Below are 20,470 nucleotides of genomic sequence, written 5' to 3'. Positions count from 1 at the left end.
TTAATCAATTATATAACGTGTTATGCTGTTTTCTTTTGTCCAAATAGAGGCCTTAACGTTGCAAGCCCCACAACTCCGATCACTGCACTCACCCACGGAGCCAGTGCAAATACCGGAAGTTTATCACGCAGTGGATAGCCTACAAACAGCACAAGGACCACGATGACGATGTAGATGATGATTCCCTTAAGGTTAACCTTAGGTACGGTGTTCTTGTCCGCTCCTTCATCGTCCGGTCGCTCAGCAAGACGGCGAAGCATCTCCACCAATGCAATACCGCCAACTGCCGCAACAATCAAAGAGAACAGACTGATGTGTTGGAATGGCTCCGTATCTCCGCCAGTCCAACCCACGAACAATCCCACACATCCTTGAATCAACATGACAAAAGACAAAGCAGCCCAAGCGATCATGGCATACCACGTTGGTGTCCGTTTCACAGGCTCTGGATTCTCAGTTGGCTGTGATTCTACAACGTTTGCTTTCTTTTTAGCTGAAACAGATGGACTATTATCACGGGTTGGACTGGATTTACCCATCTCAACGGCAGCCGTCTTCTCCGGTGCTGTATTTGTAATCCCGAGCTGTGCATGGATGTCTTGTTCCAGATCAGGTCCGTATAACTCGCGAGCGGGTTTGTTATCCCGCTGAGCCTGTACGATTGCTTTTCCTGCGGAGAGTATCCACTCTTCCTGTGTTCTCTCGTCCGCTGGCGCATGACGTGCAATTGTGCTGATCTCGTCATACAGTTTCACATGTTCAGGTGTCATTCGACTCATCTCGGTTATTTGCCGATTCTGTATTTCTTTAAGCTTCTTATAGGAAATCCCCAATGATTGCTCCCCCTGTCTACACACGTTCTGATCTTCCAATTGACTGAAGACCCTGACGGTATTTTAGTATACGGGAAGGGCTCTCGTTTCGCAAAGTCATTCCTTATAAAAAAGCTGCTCATGGTGGACCCATATCCATACACAGGCCAGTATAACACAGGTGCATAACAGCACCAGTTTACCGTGATGTTGAATCCATTCCAGTAGATGTTCCATGAATTCATTCCTTTCGGCAGAAGGATTCCGAGGCATATGCTGCCTATGTTTTTTCGTTTATTTTCCCCCGTTCATGTGAAAAAATACCCTCACGCCTCACAGATCTAACGATTGTGTGAAGGATGCATAAAGAGCAGCCGATTCCATCACAATAGTAGCATTTCCAACAGAAATCCAAGATTGGAGTGTGCTTGTTATGGATAAACAAACAGAATTGACCCGGAAGCTGCTACTGAACAGCAACTCCCGTGGAGTCGTGGACGAGGTTGTATCCTTTGAAGAGAACCTGGAGGATACGGAGTATGCAGAAGAACTGACAGATGGCAATTTGAAGGGAAGAAGTTTCTGGGACAATAGTGATTCAGGTCATGAGCATGAGTGGAATGGACGGGTGGAGACCCACGAGATGTTCCGTAGAAGCTACGAATAACGATCCTGCAACACTTGGTTTGAATTCCAAATGATATCCGGGCCAGCTGTCATCAGCGTGGCTCATTTTTTTGTGCTTATTATCCGATAGAATGTAGATTGGTAGTCGACGTAGAAAGGGTTCTTACTTACGTTGACTTGCAGGGTACGGGATGATAATATATGAATAACATCTTAATACACACTAAACTTATCGGATTATATATATTTAATAAATGGAAGTTAACAGGCTAAGCGTGGAAAGGGGAAATCGGTATGGAACGTCAGATCAGTATCCGTCATGGACAGGAAGAATTAACAGCCACGATTCATTATCCGGTCGTGAAAGATATCAAGGAGGAGAAGAGTCAGCAGCGAGTCCCTCTGGTGGTCATCTGCCACGGCTTCGTTGGTAGCCGGATCGGCGTGGATCGTTTGTTTGTAAAGACTGCACGGGAGCTGGCTGAAGACGGTTATCTGGTCCTGCGTTTCGATTATATCGGTTGCGGAGAGAGCAGTGGGGAGTATGGAGCGGAGGGACTGGAGTCCATGGTGCTACAGACCCGCTCGGTGCTGGATTACGCGGTGAATTGCAGTGATGTAGATCCTACACGCGTTACGCTGATTGGTCATAGTCTGGGTGGTGCCGTTGCATTGCTAACTGCTGTACGTGACAAACGTGTCAAAAACCTGGTTATGTGGTCCTCCGTGGGTTATCCATTCAATGATATCGTGAAGATTACGGGACGGGACGTATACGATGAAGGCGTGAAACTGGGCGCGGCTGATTATCTTGGATACAAATTCACACCGACGTTCTTCGAGTCTCTTGCTGAACAACAGCCATTCCAGGAAGCAGTTAAGTTTAGCGGAGATGTACTCGTCGTGCATGGCACGTCAGATGAGATTATTCCTGTAGACTACGCATTCCTGTATCAAAAGGTATTCTGGATGCGCCAAGAGGGCCGCTGTGATAAGGAGATCATCTTCCAGGGCGATCACACCTTCTCTTCAGGTAAAGAGCGGGAACAGCTAATTACGCGTACCAGAGAGTGGCTGGGCGAACGTCAGAAGATCGAGCAGGATTGGCAGCACTGGATGATATAAGTGGCAGGATTACAACTGTTTGGGGATGTCAGCTTGGAAAAGCGCCTTCTTAAGGGTAAAATAGAGGAGTAAGCATTCTATCCGTGTCTGGAGGTTGGCAGCAATGACATTACCCGCACTTTTCATTGCGCATGGTTCTCCCGCTCTGGCGGTGGAGAGCAATGACTACACTCACTTCTTGAACCAGCTTGGAGACAGGCTGCCGGCTCCGAAAGCCATTGTTGTATTTACGGCGCATTGGGATTGTCCTGAACCGTCCGTGACGATGGATGATACACATCAGACCTTGCATGATTTTTACGGATTCTCCTTCTACGATGTATACGATGGAATACCCTGCATCTGGGCAGCCAGATTTAGCGAACGAGATTTGTGCTTTGTTCACCCGCAGCAATCTGGCACATCAGCCGATTCGAGGCCGAGGGCTGGATCATGGCGTATGGGTACCGTTGCTCCATATGTATCCCGAGGCTAACATTCCTGTGATTGCTGTATCTGTAGACTCGCTGCGTACGCCGCAGGAACAGTATGATATTGGCCGAATGCTGGAACAGCTGCGTCATGATGATGTCTTAATCATTGGCAGCGGTGGAACGGTTCACAATTTACGATTGCTGGGCAATACGGATGAACCGCAAGAGTGGGCGGTGGAGTTTGATAACTGGATCGGGGAGCGTTTGCAGCAGTGGAACACAAGAGAACTGTTTCAATATGAGAAAAAAGCCCCTCATGCACGCACGGCAGTTCCGTCGTATGGTACAGAACACCTTGCACCTTTGTTCTACGCCATGGGTACAGCGGATATGTCCCGATCAGCGAAGCGTCTATTCCAGTCTTACCCTTATGGAACGCTCAGTTTGAACTGCTGGCAGTTTGGAGACGGCGTGTAACTTGGAACAGACAACAGCCTGATTATGTTGTTTGAAGCCAGTTGGGTACGGATAACGTGTGTTAATGTATACAATTACAATATATAAACAAAAGAAGGTTCCTGTACACCCTTAATGGGCTATAGGAACCTTCTTTTAACACAAGGACTTATTCATGCAATAGATCTTTATTTGCGGATTTCGAACAATTCACAGTCTGTACGCGAATGATAAGCGAGCTCACTGACACTGGATTGTACCACTACGGTGTTGCTGTCAAAACGGATAATGATGCCACCGGAGTCAATCTGGTGATTATCTTTAAAAACTCGAACCTTATACTTCATATTCATGGCTTCCTGGAAGTCCGCATCGGTCTCGAGACGTCGCTGGGTCGGCATATCGTGTACTCCTTTGAAGTTCAACTTTATTTCATCATAATACGATTTTCTGTGGATGGGCAAGTCAGTCAGGCATTCGGGCTGATTTTTGAAAAGTAAAAGCCCTGCTCTCCAGGGGGATTGGGAGCAGGGCCGAGAATTCTATGAATGATTGCTTAAGCTGTTTTTTGAGTAGGGCTAATCGTTGGTGTGTCTTTAGGAAGATTTCCTTTGTTGTTACGAGTGAACAATCCGCGAAGGTAAGGCAGTACCCAGTGATCCAGACCGATTTTACCTGCATTTGCACCAGCAACAACAAGGAAGATTTCCATTACAACCAGTTGAGCATTCGTGCTTACTGTTCCCGAGAAGAGGAACGCGAAGTTCATGACCATAGCCATCAGTGCTGCTAGTGTAGTGAAGCAACCGAGGATGAGACCCAAACCTACAAGGAATTCACCCAATGGGATAACGAAGTCGAAGAGTCCTGCGTTTGGTACTGCGAATTTCTCAAGGAACGTTGCCCACCAAGCTTGGACAGCCGGGTGATCACCTGTTGCTTTTTCTACCGCACCGGCCAAGAACCCGCCAGCTTGGAATCCGCCAGTCAATTTGCTCCATCCGTGAGTCATCCAATCATAACCGATATACACCCGAAGTACTGTCAAAATCCACATTGCTACTTTGTTTTCTCTAAGCCATTGGTTTGTGCTGAACATATGAACCACTCCTTCATGGAATTTAGTGTGTGTTGTTTTTGTTTTTTCTAAGTGATCACCTTTGATGTCTTTATTGTATAGTTCAAAAGTTGTTTTGTTTGTGATTAAAATCACAATCTAGTTCAAATTTTAAGTAAGGTTTGAGAAGTTCACATTTAGGACATATTTTTCTCGCAAATCACTGTTTCAAATGTGAATTTCAAGCTGTATCAAGGCCTTCTAGGCGCAGACAAATCGGATGGGGTGTGATTAAATGGAAAGATATACGTGAAATGGTTGCCTACATGAGACATATATCACAACTTAGAACCAGGCCATATCGTTCAGGAGGTCCTATATTGAAGCTTTTTAAATGGAACAAAGCAGCATCGGCTGCATCTCTGTTTATTCTCTCATTAAGTCTTGTTGCCTGCCAAAACCAGGAGGTGACCCAGATGCCAGTTCAGCCAGAACCCACACCTGTACCTGTACAAGAAGAACCCGTGGAGGAATCCAACAAGTCTCTCTATACAGCACCTCTGACGGGTCTGCCTGTAGATGAAGCGATTACGCGTCGACCACTCGCCGTAATGATTAATAATGCACCAGCAGCTCGGCCCCAATCGGGTCTAAGTTCAGCTGATATCATTCTTGAAGTTCTCGCTGAGGGAGGCATTACCCGTTTCATAGCCATCTTCCAGAGTGAAGGCGGTGCGGAGACGGTTGGACCCGTTCGCAGTATACGTCCATATCTGATTGAGCTCGGCGAGAGTTATGATGGGGTACTTGTTCACGCCGGAGGCAGTCCGGAGGCGTATTCCATTTTGCAAAGGCAGCAGAAACAGCATATGGATGAAATCTCGAATGGTGGACCTTACTTCTGGCGTTCCTCGGATCGTAAAGCCCCACATAATCTGTATACTTCAGCGGACAAGCTGAGAGAAGGGTCAAATATCAAGGGTTATAGCCATGATTTCAAGTCTCCCGTATACATCTATAACGAAGAAGGCGCAACATCTGCAGGAGAGGCAGTGAAGCAATTCGATATCCATTATTTATTGGATAGTTACCGGGTGACGTATGATTATGATGAAGTTAGCGGACGATATATGAGAATGGTGAATGGCAAGGCAGATCAGGATCTGGATAATGGAACTCAACTTGGTGCAGCGAACATCATTGTGGCAGGTGCAGATCACAAGGTACTCGATAGTGTAGGTCGATTGTCCGTTAATTTGGAACAAGGCGGGGAAGCCATGTTGTTTCAGAAGGGCAAGATGATTCGTGGGGAGTGGGTGAAGAAGCAGGGGGATATTATACGGTTTGTTCAGGGTGGCAGTGAAGTTGCTCTTGTGCCGGGTAAAACCTTTATCAGCATTGTTCCCAATCAACCGGAATTTTCCAGTCATGTGAAGCTCGCTGTGCAGCAATAAAAGGATGTAATGAAAGAAAACAATGAAACATGTATCCATTTGTCGTCGAAAAGGCATTATATTTGTCCTTAGCGTGAAAAGTAGAATCGTGTCGATTTTGAATTTTGATGTCGAATTGTAAACGCAGTGTAAAATCTTGACTTGAATTTACCATTATTCCAAATAATTAAGATTCATTTCAGATTAATGTGATAAGAATATAAAAAAGGATCACACCTTTTGTACAAACCATGAAACAAATATGATAAGATATCAAAGGTTGTCATTTCATGTTTCATCGGTTATCGGCAATTTTTCTCGTAAAGGGGATAGAGCTATGAAGCTTAAGAAGAAGAAGGATATATTTTTTGAGACACTGGAGAATATGGCAGATACGGTTGTTCAAGCGGCAGATTATTTCTCCCAGCATGTTTCCAACCTTCAGGATGTGACTCTTTTTGCCAATGAAATGAAGAAGTACGAGTCGAAATGTGATGATTACGTGCATACGATCATTACAGAACTCAACAAAACATTTATCACGCCGATCGAACGCGATGATATTATGGAGCTGACAACAACACTTGATGACGTATTGGACGGACTCGAAGCAACGGCTTCCCGTTTCTATATGTACCAACTGACGGATCCGGACGAATTTATCGTTCAGTTCTCTGAAATTTTGCGCCAATCGGCTTACGAAATTCAGAAGGCGATCCATCTGCTGTCACAGAAAAAATTGCTGGCCATCCGTGAATACACCATTCGTTTGAATGATCTGGAAAACCAGGGCGACGAAGTGCTGCGCATGTGTATCAAACATCTCTTCGCTACCGTGTCTGATCCGATTGAACTGATCAAGCGTAAGGAAATTTACGAGCGTCTTGAGACAACAACGGATGCTTGTGAAGACGTGGCGAATGTGCTCGAATCCATCATTATGCGTAATTCTTAAGGAGCCAGAGAATAATGGAAACAACGATTTGGGTATTAGGTATAGTCGTCTTCCTTGCACTGGCGTTTGACTTCATCAACGGTTTTCACGACACGGCGAATGCCATTGCCACTTCGGTATCAACACGGGCACTAACGCCACGTCGCGCGATCCTTTTGGCAGCGGTGATGAACTTTGTCGGTGCGATGATGTTTACAGGCGTTGCGAAGACGATTGGGGGGAGTGTGACCGACCCCACCACGCTGGATAACGGGATCGAGGTCGTCATAGTCACCTTGATCGCAGCGATTATCTGGAACCTGGTTACATGGTGGTTTGGTATTCCGTCTTCCTCATCACATGCACTTATTGGAGCCCTTGCAGGTGCCGTGCTTGTTGGCGCAGGAGCTGACAAAGTGAAGTGGAGCGGATTCATTGATATCGTTGGAGGTTTGCTATTATCACCTCTGATCGCATTTGCCATTGGTTATGTGGTCATGACGATTCTCAAATACATTTTTGCCAAACGCAGTCCGCATAACGTGAATAAAGGTTTCCGTACGGTACAGATTTTCACGGCTGCACTGCAAGCATTCACACATGGTACGAATGATGCACAGAAAGCGATGGGTATTATTACATTTGCTTTGGTTGCAGCAGGTGTACAAGATCATCTGGAAGTGCCGCTGTGGGTTAAAATCTCAGCAGCAACCGCGATGGCTCTGGGTACATCCATTGGTGGTTGGAAAATCATCAAAACGATGGGGACCAAAATCTTTAAAATTGAACCGATTAACGGATTTGCCGCGGATCTGTCAGCTGCTTCCGTTATTTTCACGGCAACGTTGCTTCACCTTCCAGTTAGTACAACGCACGCAATCACATCAGCTATTCTGGGTGTAGGTTCCGCGAAACGTTTCTCTGCTGTGAAATGGGGACTTGCTGGACGTATCATTATTACGTGGTTCATTACGATTCCAATTACTGCGGGACTGGCAGGATTGTTGTACTGGATTATTTTCTAAATAGAGAAGTTATCCCGAACGAATTCGGGGTTACCAGACACTCTGTTCATAACTGTGTGAATATCGGGATATGTGGACAATTATACAACCAAAATCAAGAGACGCCTGTGCATGAACGTGTGGACAGGCTGGATATGTGGATAGCCATCCGTGGAATGATAAACCAAAAGAAGATATTCCTGTGGATACAGGGAACTGTGGATAGGGAAATGAGAGAAGCCAACAGGGTTGGCTTTTTTTGTTGTCGAGTTTGAAGGTACCTGTGTACAATAACGTAAAGATACAGGACAAGGACGTGGTCTAATTTATGATTCGTACACTCGCCATTACACGAGAACATCAAGTCTCCGTTAACGTACCACTTACACAGCTGGATCTGAACGATTACGCCTGGGTATGGGCCGATTTTAACCAGCCAACGGAAGAGGAAAGCCGTTTGCTGGATACATATTTTCATTTTCATCCATTAGCCATAGAGGACTGTCTGCATGTATTGCAACGGCCCAAGCTCGATTATTATGATAATCTGCAGTTTCTTGTGCTGCATGCACTGAACCCGTCCACACTGGAAGCCGAGGAGGTTGACTTGTTTCTTGGATCAAACTTCCTAGTGTCTTTTCATCATGGCGTATTGGAGGAAGTGGATGAAGCGTGGGAACGCTTGTTACACCATGCACATGAACGAACCATTTGGGCGCGAGGTCCGGTGGCAGCAGCCTATACGGTGATGGACAAGTTGGTCGATCATTATTTTCCGTCTTTATTTGCGATTGAGGATGAACTGGCTGAACTGGAGAACCGGGGTGGACAAGAATCGGTTGAAGACTTGATGAACCAGGTGTTTGATCTGCGGACTCGATTGTTGAAGCTTAGAAGAACCGTAGTACCGATGCGGGATCTGCTCTATCGGGTGGTGAACTCCCAGCATGTGCAGCGAACAGGCGAACATACGGCTTATTTTACCGATATCTATGACCATTTATTGAAGCTGACGGATATGATTGAAGCCGATCGGGAGATGACGGCCGACCTGCGGGACAGTTATATTTCCCTGAACTCCAACCGGATGAATCAGATTATGAAGACACTCACGGTGATTACGACTGTATTTATGCCGCTCACACTGATCGCGGGTATTTATGGCATGAACTTTGCCTATATGCCTGAGCTTCAGTGGAAATTTGGGTATGGTGCGGTGCTGCTGTTAATGTTTGTGCTTGGCGGGAGTATGGTGGCCTGGTTTGTGAAGCGCGGTTGGTTTAAGTAGGGCAAATGGTGTCTGTTATCAAAATGTATATAATGTAATAAGCGATGATCTTTTTGGCACATGTGGATGCACAAAAAAAGATCATCGCTTATGGTCTCCAAAATTCCAGCAGGCTGCTGGATGTTCTAGAATTTAGCGTCACAGTGAGGGTCATCAAGATCGGGATGTTCTGAAATCTCCCGGTAATGCTGGAGCTTATACGTTATAATGTCTGAGGTTTCATGCAGTCTCGATATCTCCTGCTGAATTTTACGCTGATGCTCTTCAAGGATGGAGTATCTCGTAGACAGAGTTTCAGGTCCCTGTTCAGATAACTCTCGATAGTGCTTCATTTGTTCTATGGTCATCCCGGTGGCCTTGAGCCTTGTCAAAAAAATAATGCCAAGGATATGATCCTTGCTATATTGTCGATGCCCGTTTGCTTTTCTCTCTGCATAAGGTAGTAGGCCTATTTTTTCATAATATCGGATGGTATCTTCAGTTAAACTGGTTAGATTGGCTGCTTCCCGGATGGAAGTAACGATGTCTGGAATGTTCTGCATGAGATCAGACTCCTTAGTATTGGAATTACCAAGGTAGTTCTCCACCGTTTCCATGGAATCCTCCTGAGGGCCCATTTTCATCCAGGACAGCTAACTTAACAACTATAGCAGCTGCTTGCTTCACGGTGCCTAATCCTGTGAAGCCGTTCAGGTCGGTTGCTGTAAAGCCGGGATCAGCAGAATTGATCTTGAGCGGTGTGTTTCTGAATTCTTTGGCAAGCGTAACGGTGAACATGTTAACGGCTGCTTTACTGCTGTTGTAAGCGAGTAGGTTAAATTGGGCATGTTCGTGCGTGGGATCGCTATTATATGCAAGTGAGCCGAGGCCACTTGTCAGGTTGACGATTCGGCCTGCAGAGGATTGCTGTAATAAAGGCAGCATCGCCTGAGTAACGGAGATCATACCGAAGAAATTGGTGTCGTAGGTTTTCCGAATGTCCTCCAGAGAGATCTGACTGGGCGGAGTGGCCCCTCCAGCAGAGATTCCTGCATTATTAATCAACACGTCCAGGGAGCCAAACTTTTGCTTAATCTGACTGACAGCTGCCTCAATGGTAGCTTGGCGGGTTACATCAAGCATGATTGAATGAGCCTCGATATTTTTGTTAACCAGAAGTTGAGCTGCTTCCTCGCCTTTTAGTTCATTTCTCGCTCCCAGGAGAATGACATATCCCATTTTTCCTAACTGCAGAGCGGTTTCAAATCCGATTCCTTTGTTGGCCCCGGTAATTAGAGCGTACCTTTTCGTTTGCATCTGTTATTCCTCTTTTCATGAGTAATGTATAAGCATGTGGTGGTGATCTCCGAATGGTACAACTTGGAGTGTGCTCCAAGTCAACAGGGGAATTTAGAAGAAGCAGATCGGGACGGGAGCGCACAAATAACCGAATACCCGTCTGTATCAGACTTTTGCATTCGGTTAAATATGTTTTTAATGATATCCACATGTGAATAAGTTTTCGCTGAAACGAGCTGTGTATAACTTACGACGTTTTCCTGTTACTCCATTTCAAGAACAAAAGAAGTTGTAGCTGCTTCTTTGCCATTCACAACAATCGTTAACGTATGCAGTCCAGCATAATATTTTCTCGTTGTGATGATTTTGAACGATTGTTTAGTGGCTACCTTGGTTCTGCCTGTTGGGTACATTTTATCGGAGCATTTGAATCGTTTAGGGGCCTGTTTGCCGTTTGCCTTCATATAACCCATCTCATATTCAATTCGCAGCATCTGTGACTCGCCGCTCTCATTAACGACATCAAACGAAAAATGAAGATCCTCGCCAATGCTAATCGTATCCTGGACAAGCTGAAGCTGCTCAATGTGAATCGAATCCTGCTCGTTATAACCCAAAAGACTTAGTGCTTTGCTATGTCCTTTCTTTAGCAATGACCTGCTGGCATGCCGGACAATCCAGTCTGTGTGTACATGTTGTCCGTACCAGGTCGTGGCCAGATCCATAACCAGTTCAGGGTGGTCCTTGGAGATGTCATTCAGATGATTCGCGACACTTTTGCGAACATAGAGGGACTCGTCCTGTTTCAATGCATGCAGAATCGGAAGTACAGGTGTTGGATCAGTGATAAAGTTCTGGAGTTTGGCACCCCATGGCAAACGTGGCCGGCTGCCCTCACTGGCAAGTCTGCGGATATGCTCGTTGTTGCTCTCTGCCCACGCCATCATATGTTTCATCGTTTGGATTGGATAATGTTCAATAAACGGGCGTACCGCGAACTCCGAGCTGGAATAAGGTGTGAAGAGGGCCAGATACTTCATGGATAACTCGTAATCCTCTGGGTCAAGTCCGTTCACTTCGATAAAATCCGGTACAAATAGATATTCAACGCCTCGCATCATTGGTGCGGCTTGTTCGATAATATGTAATGCTTCCTCATAATTGTCCGGCAGTACCTGGGTCAAAGCCAGTGTGATTCTGCGAATGCGCGCTTTGAATTCCAACTGTTCCCAGCCTTCAGCGAAAACCAATTCATGAAATTGCTGTGTATCCAGCTTAGGGTAGAATTGGCGCAACTGTTCGCCGGTCCGATCGATTAATGCGGGAGTGTATTTGTCTTTGATAAGTTCCATGGTCTGCCTCCTTTAGTTACTATCCAGTATACCTCAAATTACAGAAATAAGAACGTAAGTTCCTAAAATTTATTTATATAAGGATGAACGGTGTTAAGGCACCCGCCTTCTGTAAGGGGGTGCCTGAATTTTCTTAACCTTTGCGACTTTTGGGACGGCGCTTCGTGGAATTGGATTTGCGGCGGACTGGAGTTGTATTGCGGCGACGTGGAACCGTTGTTGTTTTGTTCCGACGTTTACTTTTGCGTTTCCGGGGCGGCGTATATTCTTCATAGTCCGCATCAGCTGCGCTTTTATTCGTTTTTCCTTTTCCAAAAGGCAGAATGCCCATAACGAGTTTCATCATCGGAGCCATCTGCTGGATGCCACCAACGACCTTCTGCATTTTGCCTATTCCACTCATGATTCCATCAATTCCGCCGAAGCGGTCGATCATTCCTTTTAACTCACCGATGTTGGCTAACGAAAAGCCGGTACTGCCAGTAGCAGGCGCCGTTACCGGAGCTGGGGGAACAACCTGAGCTGCACCTCCATAAAAGTTCCCGCCAGCCACACCCTGCCCATAGGGTACGACTGCAGAAGCTTCGACTTCACCAAAGCCCGGGTAGTGTGGTTCTACGCCAGGATACATCGGTTGAATTTGAGTTTCATTTAAAGACCGCGGAACCACACCGGGCGGCATATAGGCAGAAGTATGTGCCTGCCGATGAGCATGAGAAGACGGACGCTGCCCTGGTGCTGGCTGGCGGTGATAATAATGCTGTGGCATGAACGATCACGTTCCTTCTATTGGATTTCGGAATTGCGTTCCATGAGTTGCATGACAGATGTACATCATAGACCCTTGTGGAACTCCCTTTTGTTATACTGTATGTCATTCGCGGAGAGACGGCGTAGGCGGGTATCCCGGAAAACGGGATATTTGCGGATTTGGGCGCATGCAAGATGGCAGGTTCACGAAGAGTGAAATGCAGTTTAGACACAAAATTGTAACATTTAGGAGGATTGAAATCCTACATAAGCAATCGGATATATACAGGTGAAAACTGGGAAATAACGCGGTAATTTCGCCCGATGTACGCGAGGGGAGGACAATAGTACCATTTGTAAGCGGTAACATGTATTTTTATTCTGTAGTGCGTGAAATCGGTAACGCTTGAAATACCAACTCAGGGTGAGTACAATGTAGGTACACAGTAACCGCTAGGGGATGATGATGAAATGCAGCTGAAAAAGCTAAATGATAAAAGCATTGAACAACTATTCGAGGCTATTTTGACGCTAAAAGATATTGAAGAGTGTTATGTTTTCTTTGATGACCTCTGCACAGTTAACGAGATCCAATCCATGTCCCAGCGGCTGGAAGTGGCTCGTATGTTGGGTAAAGGCAATACGTATAACCAGATTGAAGCAGAGACAGGTGCGAGTACAGCTACAATTTCACGTGTGAAACGCTGCCTGAATTACGGCAATGATGGTTATAAAATGACGCTGGAACGCCTGGGACGCTAACATGAAGAAGCCGGGTGTACTCATCATCAGTCACGGTTCACAGGAGCAGACCTGGGTGGAATCCGTCGATGACGCGATCTCCCGGTTGAATCTGCCTATTCCATTACCGGTTGAAGCCGGTTTTCTTGAACTTGTGGAAGGACGCCTGATCCAGGACGGTATCGACCGACTGGAAGCACAAGGCGTAACCGATATTCTGGTCGTACCTCTATTTGTTTCGTCCGGGAGTACACATGTGGATGAAATTGAATATGCCATTGGTGCAAAGGAAACACCTGATCGCGAAACGGATCTGGAACCGTTCGATGTGAAGGCTCGGGTTCACTTCGGTTATCCAGTGGATAACGATCCGGATATTGCCGTGATGGTGTGGGACAAGGTCCGATTACTGTCGCAGCAACCGGAGAAGGAAACGATCCTGCTTGTAGGCCATGGGAGTATTCATGATGGTTTTCGTGAGCGTTGGGAAGCTGGAATTTCTTCCCTTGCAGAGCTTGTACAGGAAGTTAGTGGTGTAGCCCATACGGATTATGCATTGCTGAATCCGGAGAGTGTGTACGACAAAGTGAAGTACTGGAGCGAAGAGCGGGGGAACCGAGTCATTGTGGCGCCGCTGTTTTTGAGTGCCGGTTATTTCACGAGGAACGTTATCCCGGATCGGCTGCAGGAGCTGGACTATGTGTACAGCGGTGAGACACTATTGCCACATCCATTGCTTGGGCAGTGGCTGGAGCGCCAGATCCAGATTTTGCTGGAGAGATGTAATGAGGTTAAAGCTTCTTCATGAAGTGATCGCTTTGGCATAGGTATGTGATCACATCGCTCGCAGTAATGTCGCATCAAGTGATTGAACTCCATAGCTTCATAAACATTAAACCACGTCGAAGGACGTGGTTTTTGTTTGTTGTAGATCACTTGAAAGAGATTGGGCTATCCATTAATGGGTGCGTGCAATTGCAGATGTAGCTCCAGTAAACTTATTAATTGGTCAACGATCTCCTCGGCCGGATAAGGCATGGAATTCATAATCCACCACTCCAGGAGGCCCACAGCAGCGGAAGCAAGAAACTGTATGGTAATCTCTTTTTTCATACCCTCCTGGATGCCACAGGCATCCATCTGTCCCTCCACTCCCTGGACCAACAATCCCATCAACTTACTACGGAATGCCGGAATACCTTTTTTGGTTAGAAGTGTGGTATAGGTAGTGGCATGCTGTTCCAGATAACGGAAAGTTCTGAGCAGCGCATCCTTGGCCGTAACGGGTGTTGTAGTAGAGCTTTCGATCATACAGGCATCCAACAACTGCTGCAAATAGGTCTCAATGCATTGATCCAACAGGTCGAACTTGTCAGCGTAATGCAAATAGATGGTTCCTCGGTTTACATTAGCCCGATCAGCAATATCGTTTATCGTAATTTGCTCGAAATCCTGTTCCTCCAATAACCCCACAAAAGCTTCGATTATCGCCTTTCGTGTCTTGAGTACTCGTCTGTCCATGGCCCCTCCTATGGTGGTTTTCAACAATAAGGAATCATTCGTTGATTATTCAACAAAAACGGATATTTTAACGATTGAAGCACAGTAGATGCTTTGTTACTCTTATTTTATCAACAAATGTTGATAAAACAACGATTATTGATAAAATATGAAATAGAGGGATAACCAATGAAGATATTAGTGTATGGTGCGGGTGTTTTGGGCAGTCAACTGGCGCACGTTCTGGTGCGCGGTGGCAATGATGTCACTCTTCTGGCTAGAGGGAAGCGAGCGGAAGAGCTGGAGAAGGATGGAGTCGTCATCCGGCATATGTTTCAATTCAAAACGACAGTTGATCCGGTTCGGGTAACCAGAACGTTGGAAGTGGATGACCAATATGATCTTATTTTTGTTGTCATGAAATATAATGATTTTCCTTCTGTGTTACCTATTCTGGCAGACAATCAGAGCAGCAATATTGTGATTGTGGGAAACAACGCAGATGCACGAAGCATGCAAAACTTTTTGGAGGAAAACAGCAAGGTGGCAAAACAGGTCGCGTTTGGATTCCAGGTGAGTGGAGGGAAGCGTGAAAAGGACCGCATGTTATCGATCGGTGGAGGTGGCGGACAAATGGTGATTGGCAGTCTGGACGGTGATATCAACTTTAAACCTTTGCTGGATCAAGCTTTCCAACATGTGAAATACAAGTTGAATGTTTTGAGCGATATTGATGCCTGGCTGAAAAGCCATATCATCCCCATTCTGATGCTTAATGCGGTGAGTTTTAATGAGGAGCGTGAGTTGATCAAGTTGGACGGGAACAGAAAGCAAATCCAACATATGATTGGGGCGATGGATGAAGGCTTTAGCGTTCTTGAAGCTATGGGCATAACGATTATACCGGAGATTCAGGCTAAAATGATTCGCAAGCATCAACGGATGTTGTACCTTCTGTTGAAGATCTATAGTGTGCTTCCAATTCATAAGCTGATTGCGGGTTCTTTTGGAGAGATTGAGGCGTTAAATAATGCATTTACCGATTGGAAAAAGACAACAGGCACCCCGACTCCCCATTGGGACGTGCTGAAAAGAGATTTTACTATCCTTAGATGAAGTGTTGCTCATTCCCTGCATACCGACTACAATAAAACCAACTAATAAAATGGGGATAAGGAGATATACATATGCGGAAAGTGCCCATGCGTTATGTGAAAGCAAATCAGGTCGGTATTGTATTGTTTGTTTTACTCTCGTTTGTGTTTAATCCAATTGTAGTTCTGGGAGCGCTGTGGAGCATTCAGGTGGTTGGTCTGGCTTCCAGTGGCAAGCTTAATCTGTTTGTGCAAATTGGGAAAGCTGTGTTGACTGGTAAAGGTACAGAGACGCAGGCGGTGGAGCTTCAGCGATTCAACAATATTCTGGCCGTACTCTTCCTGTCTCTGGCACTCATCTCGTTCTCGCTTGGCTGGGTAGGCGCAGGTTATGTATTCTCCGTTATGCTTCTCGCGGCTGCAAGCGCGGCGCTGCTGGGTTATTGTGTAGGCTGCACCGTCTATTTCTGGTATAAACAGCTGCGTGCAGGGCGAAAAATCGGATTTTGAGGTTGGCTAAAGAAGTGATACAGTATCCGGGATACTACGATAACTTCATAAAGAAATCCCTTCAAGTGAACTGTTCACTTGAAGGGGATTTTGTTATCTAAACCAGGCTTTGTTTAAATTGTTGGTAAAATTGTTATCGTTGAAGGGCACATTGGCGCTACCGAAGTTTGTCGTGTTGAGTGCATTTCGTGCCGCAGAAGTCAGATCGTCCCATCCGATTAAAGGCTGAGTTCCGCCAACAGCGTTAGTAACGCCAAGCTCATGGTTAAGTGGCCAGGTACTATTATATGAAATCAACGGATGATTACCTTGTGTATTGGTATTGCTCGGTGTGACGTTGGTGAACTGTCCGTGACCGGAATAGGCGATGGAGAGGATTTGGGGATTGGCCGCTGCCGGGTTAGCTACCCACACGACGATTCCTTCCCAATCGTGACGATGGCCGAGTCCGGAAGAAGGGGAGTCTTTGGGGAAATACCACGAATACATGATGGCCCACACCCCATTGTGCCATGCGGAGCGGGAGTAGATCTGCCCTGTACTTGAGCTACAGTTCCCATTCGATGACCCGGACGTATTCAAGCCAGCGCTGGTATTGCCCTGTTGATCCACTGCGGGGAAAGGTACACAACCATGATAGACTTTCAGAAAAGGCTGATAACGCTTGGCTGCTTGTTGCATTACGGTGACTGGTGAGATTTCCTGAAATCCGACAACCTGATCATGGTTAATTTCTGCTGCTTCAACAACGGTGACCCAAGGAATACATGCCATAAGCAAAACCAGAAGCATTAACACGATTTTTTTCATTCATAATTCTCCTTTAAGGGGATGATGTGGTGTTAAGTTGAGGGTGCACTAAGACTATATTGGAAAAAGGTTTATATTATTTATCTTTTCATCTTAAGATTTGTAAATTTGTAGCATATCCATGTCATAATCAGATGAAGGTACCGAAACCGAAGACTAATTCCTGCCCAAGCGGGCAGAATGGTTGATTAATGAGACTATTTTACATAAAAGGTAGTGGGGAAGATTCAGGATCGGTGCGTGAGGTTTATTGGATAATGGATGGATTAGTGGGTACCTATATGAAAAAATATACTTATGGATTACAGGCTAGGACATCTTTACATTTGATGATATGATAGGAGTTAAAGGCTTTGGAATGAGACGGAATTCCTGATGCATAGATATAGGTAAGACGAAAGATTAGAGCAGAATGAACGGAAGTTCATCATTGTGTAAAAAATATGTCCTGTTATGGACGGATGCAAGGTAAGATTATGAGGTCGTATAGACTCATGGATAATGTGGAATAGGTGGCGTATGAGATGAAAAAAGCTCGCTTAATATATAATCCGACCTCAGGCCGGGAAGAAATGAAGAAACGTCTGGCTGATATTTTGCAGCGTTTGGATCAAGGTGGTATTGAAGCTTCATGTCATGCAACAACGGGCGAAGGTGATGCAACCCGCGAAGCTGAACTCGCGATTGAACGCGGCTATGACATGATTATTGCTGCTGGCGGCGATGGTACATTGTACGAAGTGATCAACGGTATGGCCGAGCGGGAGAACCGTCCTCCGCTGGGTGTGTTTCCTTTGGGAACAACGAATGATTTTGCGCGTGCTCTCGGCATTCCGAGACAGTGGGAAGATTACGTGGATCTGGTCATTAACCAGCAGCTTCGTCCGCTCGATCTGGGCAAAGCGAATGATAAATATTTTATCAACATCGCCGGTGGCGGATCATTAACTGAACTGACCTATGAAGTACCGAGTCGTCTGAAAACGATGATTGGGCAACTGGCCTATTATATGAAGGGTATTGAGAAAATGGCGAGCCTGTCTCCTCAGGAACTTATCATTCGCGCCGACGGTCAGGAAGAGATTCATGATGAATTCATGTTATTCCTCATCGCTAATACCAATTCGGTCGGGGGCTTCGAGAAGTTGGCTCCGGGTGCAACCATTGATGATGGTCTGTTCGATGTGATCGGTGTCCGCAAATGTAATCTGGCTGATATGATCCGCCTTGTAACGCTGGCGCTGCGTGGGGAGCATCTGAACGACAAGAAAGTGGTTCATTTCCAGACAAGTCATATGGAAGTTACGTCGCCAGGTTATGTGCAACTGAATCTCGATGGAGAGTTGGGCGGCACATTGCCAGCAACATTTACGAATTTGCGTCATCATCTGATGTTGTATCGTTAAAATATTAAAAAGAAAGAAGTGAATGTACGTTGTCTAATACGAACCGCAGCGGTCGTGGAAAAAACCGCCGGAATTCGGCTGCCTCCCAGGGGCAAGGGAACGCTTCAGCGTCCCGTCAGCCAAGTCAATCATCTCGTCCATCACCACGTCAGCAAGGAAAAGAGGTGCGGCCACAAGGCGCATCTCTTTCTGCCGTTCGTCCGAAGGGACGTGCGCGTGAATCTGCCCCAATTGAGGGACTGCCTGTCAGCAAAAATGAAGAGACCGTCATCGACATCATTGGCATGAACCATGACGGTGAGGGCGTAGGTCGTGCGAATGGATACACGCTCTTTGTGCAGGGTGCGCTTCCAGGTGAAACCGTACGTGTTCGCGTGATGAAAACCAAGAAGCAGTATGGCTACGCCAAGTTACTGGAGATCGTGAATGCCAGCCCGGATCGTGTATCCGCGCCTTGCCCGATCTACGATCAGTGCGGCGGCTGCCAGATCCAGCATATGAGTTATGCCGGACAGCTTGCGTGGAAACGCCAGTTGGTCGTAGATAATTTGCAACGGATTGGCAAATTGAACGTGATGGTGGAGGATGCAGAGACGTTGGCATCCAACGCGCAGAATGATAAAGAGGGCGCCGAACAGCGTGTGCATGATGACGCTTCAGTTGGTGATGCGAAGCTGGAGGAACGGTTGGAACATGATGCGAATCAGACAACTGAACCGGGACAAGCATCTTCTGAAGCACAAATGATCGGTAGCAATCGTATTCGACTTCGCCTTGAAGGTGTCATGAACGAAGAAGATACGGAGCAGGGCATTCGTGTACTGCCTACGATGGGTATGGACGAGCCATGGCGCTATCGGAATAAGGCACAGGTGCCAATTGGTGTGACCGAGGGTGGTCTGGTAGGAGGATTTTACGCCAAAGGAAGCCATCGGATCATCGATATGGAGAGCTGTCTTATTCAGCATGAGCATAACGACGAAGTGGTTGCGAAGGTGAAGGAGATCGGCAGTCATTTTGGAATCAGTGCCTATAACGAAGAGACAGGTCGCGGCTTGCTGCGTCATGTGGTCGTGAAGAAGGCGTTCCGTACAGGTGAGATGATGCTCGTACTGGTCACCAATGGTCGAGATATTCCTTACAAAGACGAATGGATCGGCAGTATCCGTGAAGCGATTCCGCATGTCGCAAGCATCTGCCAGAACGTGAACAAGAAGCAGACCAACGTTATCTTTGGCGATGAGACCCGCGTCCTGTGGGGCCGTGATGTAATCTATGATTATATCGGTGATGTGCAGTTTGCGATCTCAGCGCGTTCGTTCTATCAGGTGAATCCGGTGCAGACGGAAGTGCTATATGGGAAGACGGTAGAGTATGCCGGACTGAGCGGTAAAGAAACTGTCATTGATGCCTATTGCGGCATCGGGACGATCTCTCTTTTCCTCGCACAACATGCGGATCAGGTGTACGGGGTAGAGATCGTGCCTGAAGCGATTGAAGATGCTCGCAGCAATGCGCTCTTGAACGAGATGAAAAACGTGAAATTCGAAGTTGGCGCATCCGAGGACGTTATTCCGCGCTGGAAAGAACAAGGTATCGAAGCAGACGTAATTGTTGTCGATCCACCGCGTAAGGGCTGCGATCCACGTTTGCTGGAGACGATCCTGGAGATGAAGCCAGAGCGCGTGGTGTATGTGAGCTGTAATCCGAGTACGCTGGCACGTGATCTTCGTGTGCTGGAGGATGGCGGATATCGAACGGTTGAGGTAACGCCAGTGGATATGTTCCCGCATACAGTACATGTGGAGAGTGTAGCGATGTTGGTTAGGGTGTAGTGTTTTGAAGCTACATTTACCTGTTTTAATATAGCTAATTTGCCC

At 46.4% G+C, this 20,470-nt stretch carries 21 protein-coding genes and 1 pseudogene; 13 read left to right on the top strand and 9 right to left on the bottom strand.

Going from position 1 to position 20,470, the window contains the following annotated elements; genetic code table 11:
• Positions 1–20 precede the first annotated feature (20 nt).
• Positions 21–833, bottom strand: a complete 813-nt coding sequence (locus tag QF049_RS19660) for a DUF1129 family protein (RefSeq protein WP_307539926.1) — start codon at positions 831–833, stop codon at positions 21–23.
• Between the two features lie 412 nt (positions 834–1,245).
• Here QF049_RS19660 and QF049_RS19655 point away from each other — a divergent pair, with 412 nt between their 5' ends.
• The 3 genes and pseudogenes from QF049_RS19655 to QF049_RS19645 all read left to right on the top strand — a co-directional run bounded on the left by QF049_RS19655 (position 1,246) and on the right by QF049_RS19645 (position 3,454).
• A complete protein-coding gene (locus QF049_RS19655) occupies positions 1,246–1,479 on the top strand; it encodes a hypothetical protein (protein ID WP_047840502.1) in 234 nt (77 codons plus the stop codon).
• Between the two features lie 254 nt (positions 1,480–1,733).
• The gene (locus QF049_RS19650) at positions 1,734–2,564 is read left to right on the top strand and encodes an alpha/beta hydrolase (RefSeq protein ID WP_307539924.1); all 831 of its coding nucleotides are present in this window, start codon (positions 1,734–1,736) and stop codon (positions 2,562–2,564) included.
• A 103-nt stretch (positions 2,565–2,667) separates the two neighbouring features.
• Positions 2,668–3,454, top strand: a pseudogene (locus QF049_RS19645) (DODA-type extradiol aromatic ring-opening family dioxygenase).
• Between the two features lie 167 nt (positions 3,455–3,621).
• On the opposite strand, the gene QF049_RS19640 reads toward QF049_RS19645, so the two are convergent.
• Both QF049_RS19640 and QF049_RS19635 read right to left on the bottom strand, forming a co-directional pair.
• Positions 3,622–3,834 carry a hypothetical protein gene (locus QF049_RS19640; protein WP_017690673.1) on the bottom strand — a complete coding sequence of 71 codons (213 nt, stop codon included), beginning with the start codon at positions 3,832–3,834 and terminating at the stop codon, positions 3,622–3,624.
• Positions 3,835–3,989: 155 nt separating this feature from the next.
• The gene (locus QF049_RS19635) at positions 3,990–4,532 is read right to left on the bottom strand and encodes a DoxX family protein (RefSeq protein WP_036606056.1); all 543 of its coding nucleotides are present in this window, start codon (positions 4,530–4,532) and stop codon (positions 3,990–3,992) included.
• 338 nt (positions 4,533–4,870) lie between these two features.
• Between QF049_RS19635 and QF049_RS19630 the strand changes: the two genes are divergently transcribed.
• The 4 genes from QF049_RS19630 (at position 4,871) to corA (ending at position 9,149) form a co-directional block, all read left to right on the top strand.
• Positions 4,871–5,944, top strand: coding sequence for a DUF3048 domain-containing protein (locus tag QF049_RS19630; protein WP_307539921.1), 1,074 nt, complete (start codon positions 4,871–4,873; stop codon positions 5,942–5,944).
• A 316-nt stretch (positions 5,945–6,260) separates the two neighbouring features.
• Positions 6,261–6,878 carry a DUF47 domain-containing protein gene (locus tag QF049_RS19625; RefSeq protein WP_076215091.1) on the top strand — a complete coding sequence of 206 codons (618 nt, stop codon included), beginning with the start codon at positions 6,261–6,263 and terminating at the stop codon, positions 6,876–6,878.
• 14 nt (positions 6,879–6,892) lie between these two features.
• Complete coding sequence (locus QF049_RS19620) at positions 6,893–7,882, top strand: inorganic phosphate transporter (RefSeq protein ID WP_124118567.1); 990 nt, start codon at positions 6,893–6,895, stop codon at positions 7,880–7,882.
• A 307-nt stretch (positions 7,883–8,189) separates the two neighbouring features.
• Positions 8,190–9,149, top strand: a complete 960-nt coding sequence (gene corA / locus QF049_RS19615) for a magnesium/cobalt transporter CorA (RefSeq protein ID WP_036668386.1) — start codon at positions 8,190–8,192, stop codon at positions 9,147–9,149.
• Positions 9,150–9,274: 125 nt separating this feature from the next.
• Here the strand turns inward: corA and QF049_RS19610 are convergent, their stop codons facing one another.
• The 4 genes from QF049_RS19610 to QF049_RS19595 all read right to left on the bottom strand — a co-directional run bounded on the left by QF049_RS19610 (position 9,275) and on the right by QF049_RS19595 (position 12,548).
• Entirely contained in the window at positions 9,275–9,745 is a 471-nt protein-coding gene (locus QF049_RS19610) for a MerR family transcriptional regulator (RefSeq protein ID WP_307539919.1), read from the bottom strand.
• Positions 9,717–10,445, bottom strand: a complete 729-nt coding sequence (locus tag QF049_RS19605) for an SDR family oxidoreductase (RefSeq protein WP_307539917.1) — start codon at positions 10,443–10,445, stop codon at positions 9,717–9,719. Before QF049_RS19605 ends, QF049_RS19610 begins: the two co-directional genes overlap by 29 nt.
• Positions 10,446–10,690: 245 nt before the next feature.
• Positions 10,691–11,779 (bottom strand): DNA alkylation repair protein, encoded by a 1,089-nt coding sequence (locus tag QF049_RS19600; RefSeq protein ID WP_307539915.1) that lies wholly within the window; start codon positions 11,777–11,779, stop codon positions 10,691–10,693.
• 133 nt (positions 11,780–11,912) lie between these two features.
• Entirely contained in the window at positions 11,913–12,548 is a 636-nt protein-coding gene (locus tag QF049_RS19595; RefSeq protein ID WP_307539913.1) for a tyrosine protein kinase, read from the bottom strand.
• Positions 12,549–13,000: 452 nt separating this feature from the next.
• On the opposite strand from QF049_RS19595, the gene QF049_RS19590 reads away from it, so the two are divergent.
• Both QF049_RS19590 and QF049_RS19585 read left to right on the top strand, forming a co-directional pair.
• Positions 13,001–13,291 (top strand): YerC/YecD family TrpR-related protein, encoded by a 291-nt coding sequence (locus QF049_RS19590; RefSeq protein ID WP_017690665.1) that lies wholly within the window; start codon positions 13,001–13,003, stop codon positions 13,289–13,291.
• A gap of 1 nt (position 13,292) precedes the next feature.
• Positions 13,293–14,078 carry a sirohydrochlorin chelatase gene (locus QF049_RS19585; protein ID WP_307539911.1) on the top strand — a complete coding sequence of 262 codons (786 nt, stop codon included), beginning with the start codon at positions 13,293–13,295 and terminating at the stop codon, positions 14,076–14,078.
• A 143-nt stretch (positions 14,079–14,221) separates the two neighbouring features.
• Here the strand turns inward: QF049_RS19585 and QF049_RS19580 are convergent, their stop codons facing one another.
• Positions 14,222–14,791, bottom strand: a complete 570-nt coding sequence (locus QF049_RS19580; RefSeq protein WP_307539909.1) for a TetR/AcrR family transcriptional regulator — start codon at positions 14,789–14,791, stop codon at positions 14,222–14,224.
• Between the two features lie 168 nt (positions 14,792–14,959).
• Here QF049_RS19580 and QF049_RS19575 point away from each other — a divergent pair, with 168 nt between their 5' ends.
• Positions 14,960–15,886, top strand: a complete 927-nt coding sequence (locus QF049_RS19575; RefSeq protein ID WP_307539907.1) for a ketopantoate reductase family protein — start codon at positions 14,960–14,962, stop codon at positions 15,884–15,886.
• A 71-nt stretch (positions 15,887–15,957) separates the two neighbouring features.
• The gene (locus tag QF049_RS19570) at positions 15,958–16,374 is read left to right on the top strand and encodes a DUF4395 domain-containing protein (RefSeq protein ID WP_307539905.1); all 417 of its coding nucleotides are present in this window, start codon (positions 15,958–15,960) and stop codon (positions 16,372–16,374) included.
• Between the two features lie 93 nt (positions 16,375–16,467).
• On the opposite strand, the gene QF049_RS19565 is transcribed toward QF049_RS19570, so the two are convergent.
• Positions 16,468–17,184 carry an NPP1 family protein gene (locus tag QF049_RS19565; RefSeq protein ID WP_307539903.1) on the bottom strand — a complete coding sequence of 239 codons (717 nt, stop codon included), beginning with the start codon at positions 17,182–17,184 and terminating at the stop codon, positions 16,468–16,470.
• A 524-nt stretch (positions 17,185–17,708) separates the two neighbouring features.
• Here QF049_RS19565 and QF049_RS19560 point away from each other — a divergent pair.
• On the top strand, positions 17,709–18,590 hold the full coding sequence (locus QF049_RS19560) for a diacylglycerol kinase (RefSeq protein WP_017690659.1): 882 nt from the start codon (positions 17,709–17,711) through the stop codon (positions 18,588–18,590).
• A 29-nt stretch (positions 18,591–18,619) separates the two neighbouring features.
• Positions 18,620–20,425, top strand: coding sequence for a 23S rRNA (uracil(1939)-C(5))-methyltransferase RlmD (rlmD, locus tag QF049_RS19555; protein WP_307539900.1), 1,806 nt, complete (start codon positions 18,620–18,622; stop codon positions 20,423–20,425).
• The last annotated feature ends 45 nt before the right edge of the window (positions 20,426–20,470 follow it).

The sequence above is a fragment of the Paenibacillus sp. W4I10 genome (assembly GCF_030816325.1).
Lineage (GTDB): Bacteria > Bacillota > Bacilli > Paenibacillales > Paenibacillaceae > Paenibacillus > Paenibacillus amylolyticus_B.
The sequence above is the reverse complement of the archived record's forward strand: the minus strand, read 5'-3'. Positions and strand labels throughout refer to the sequence as shown.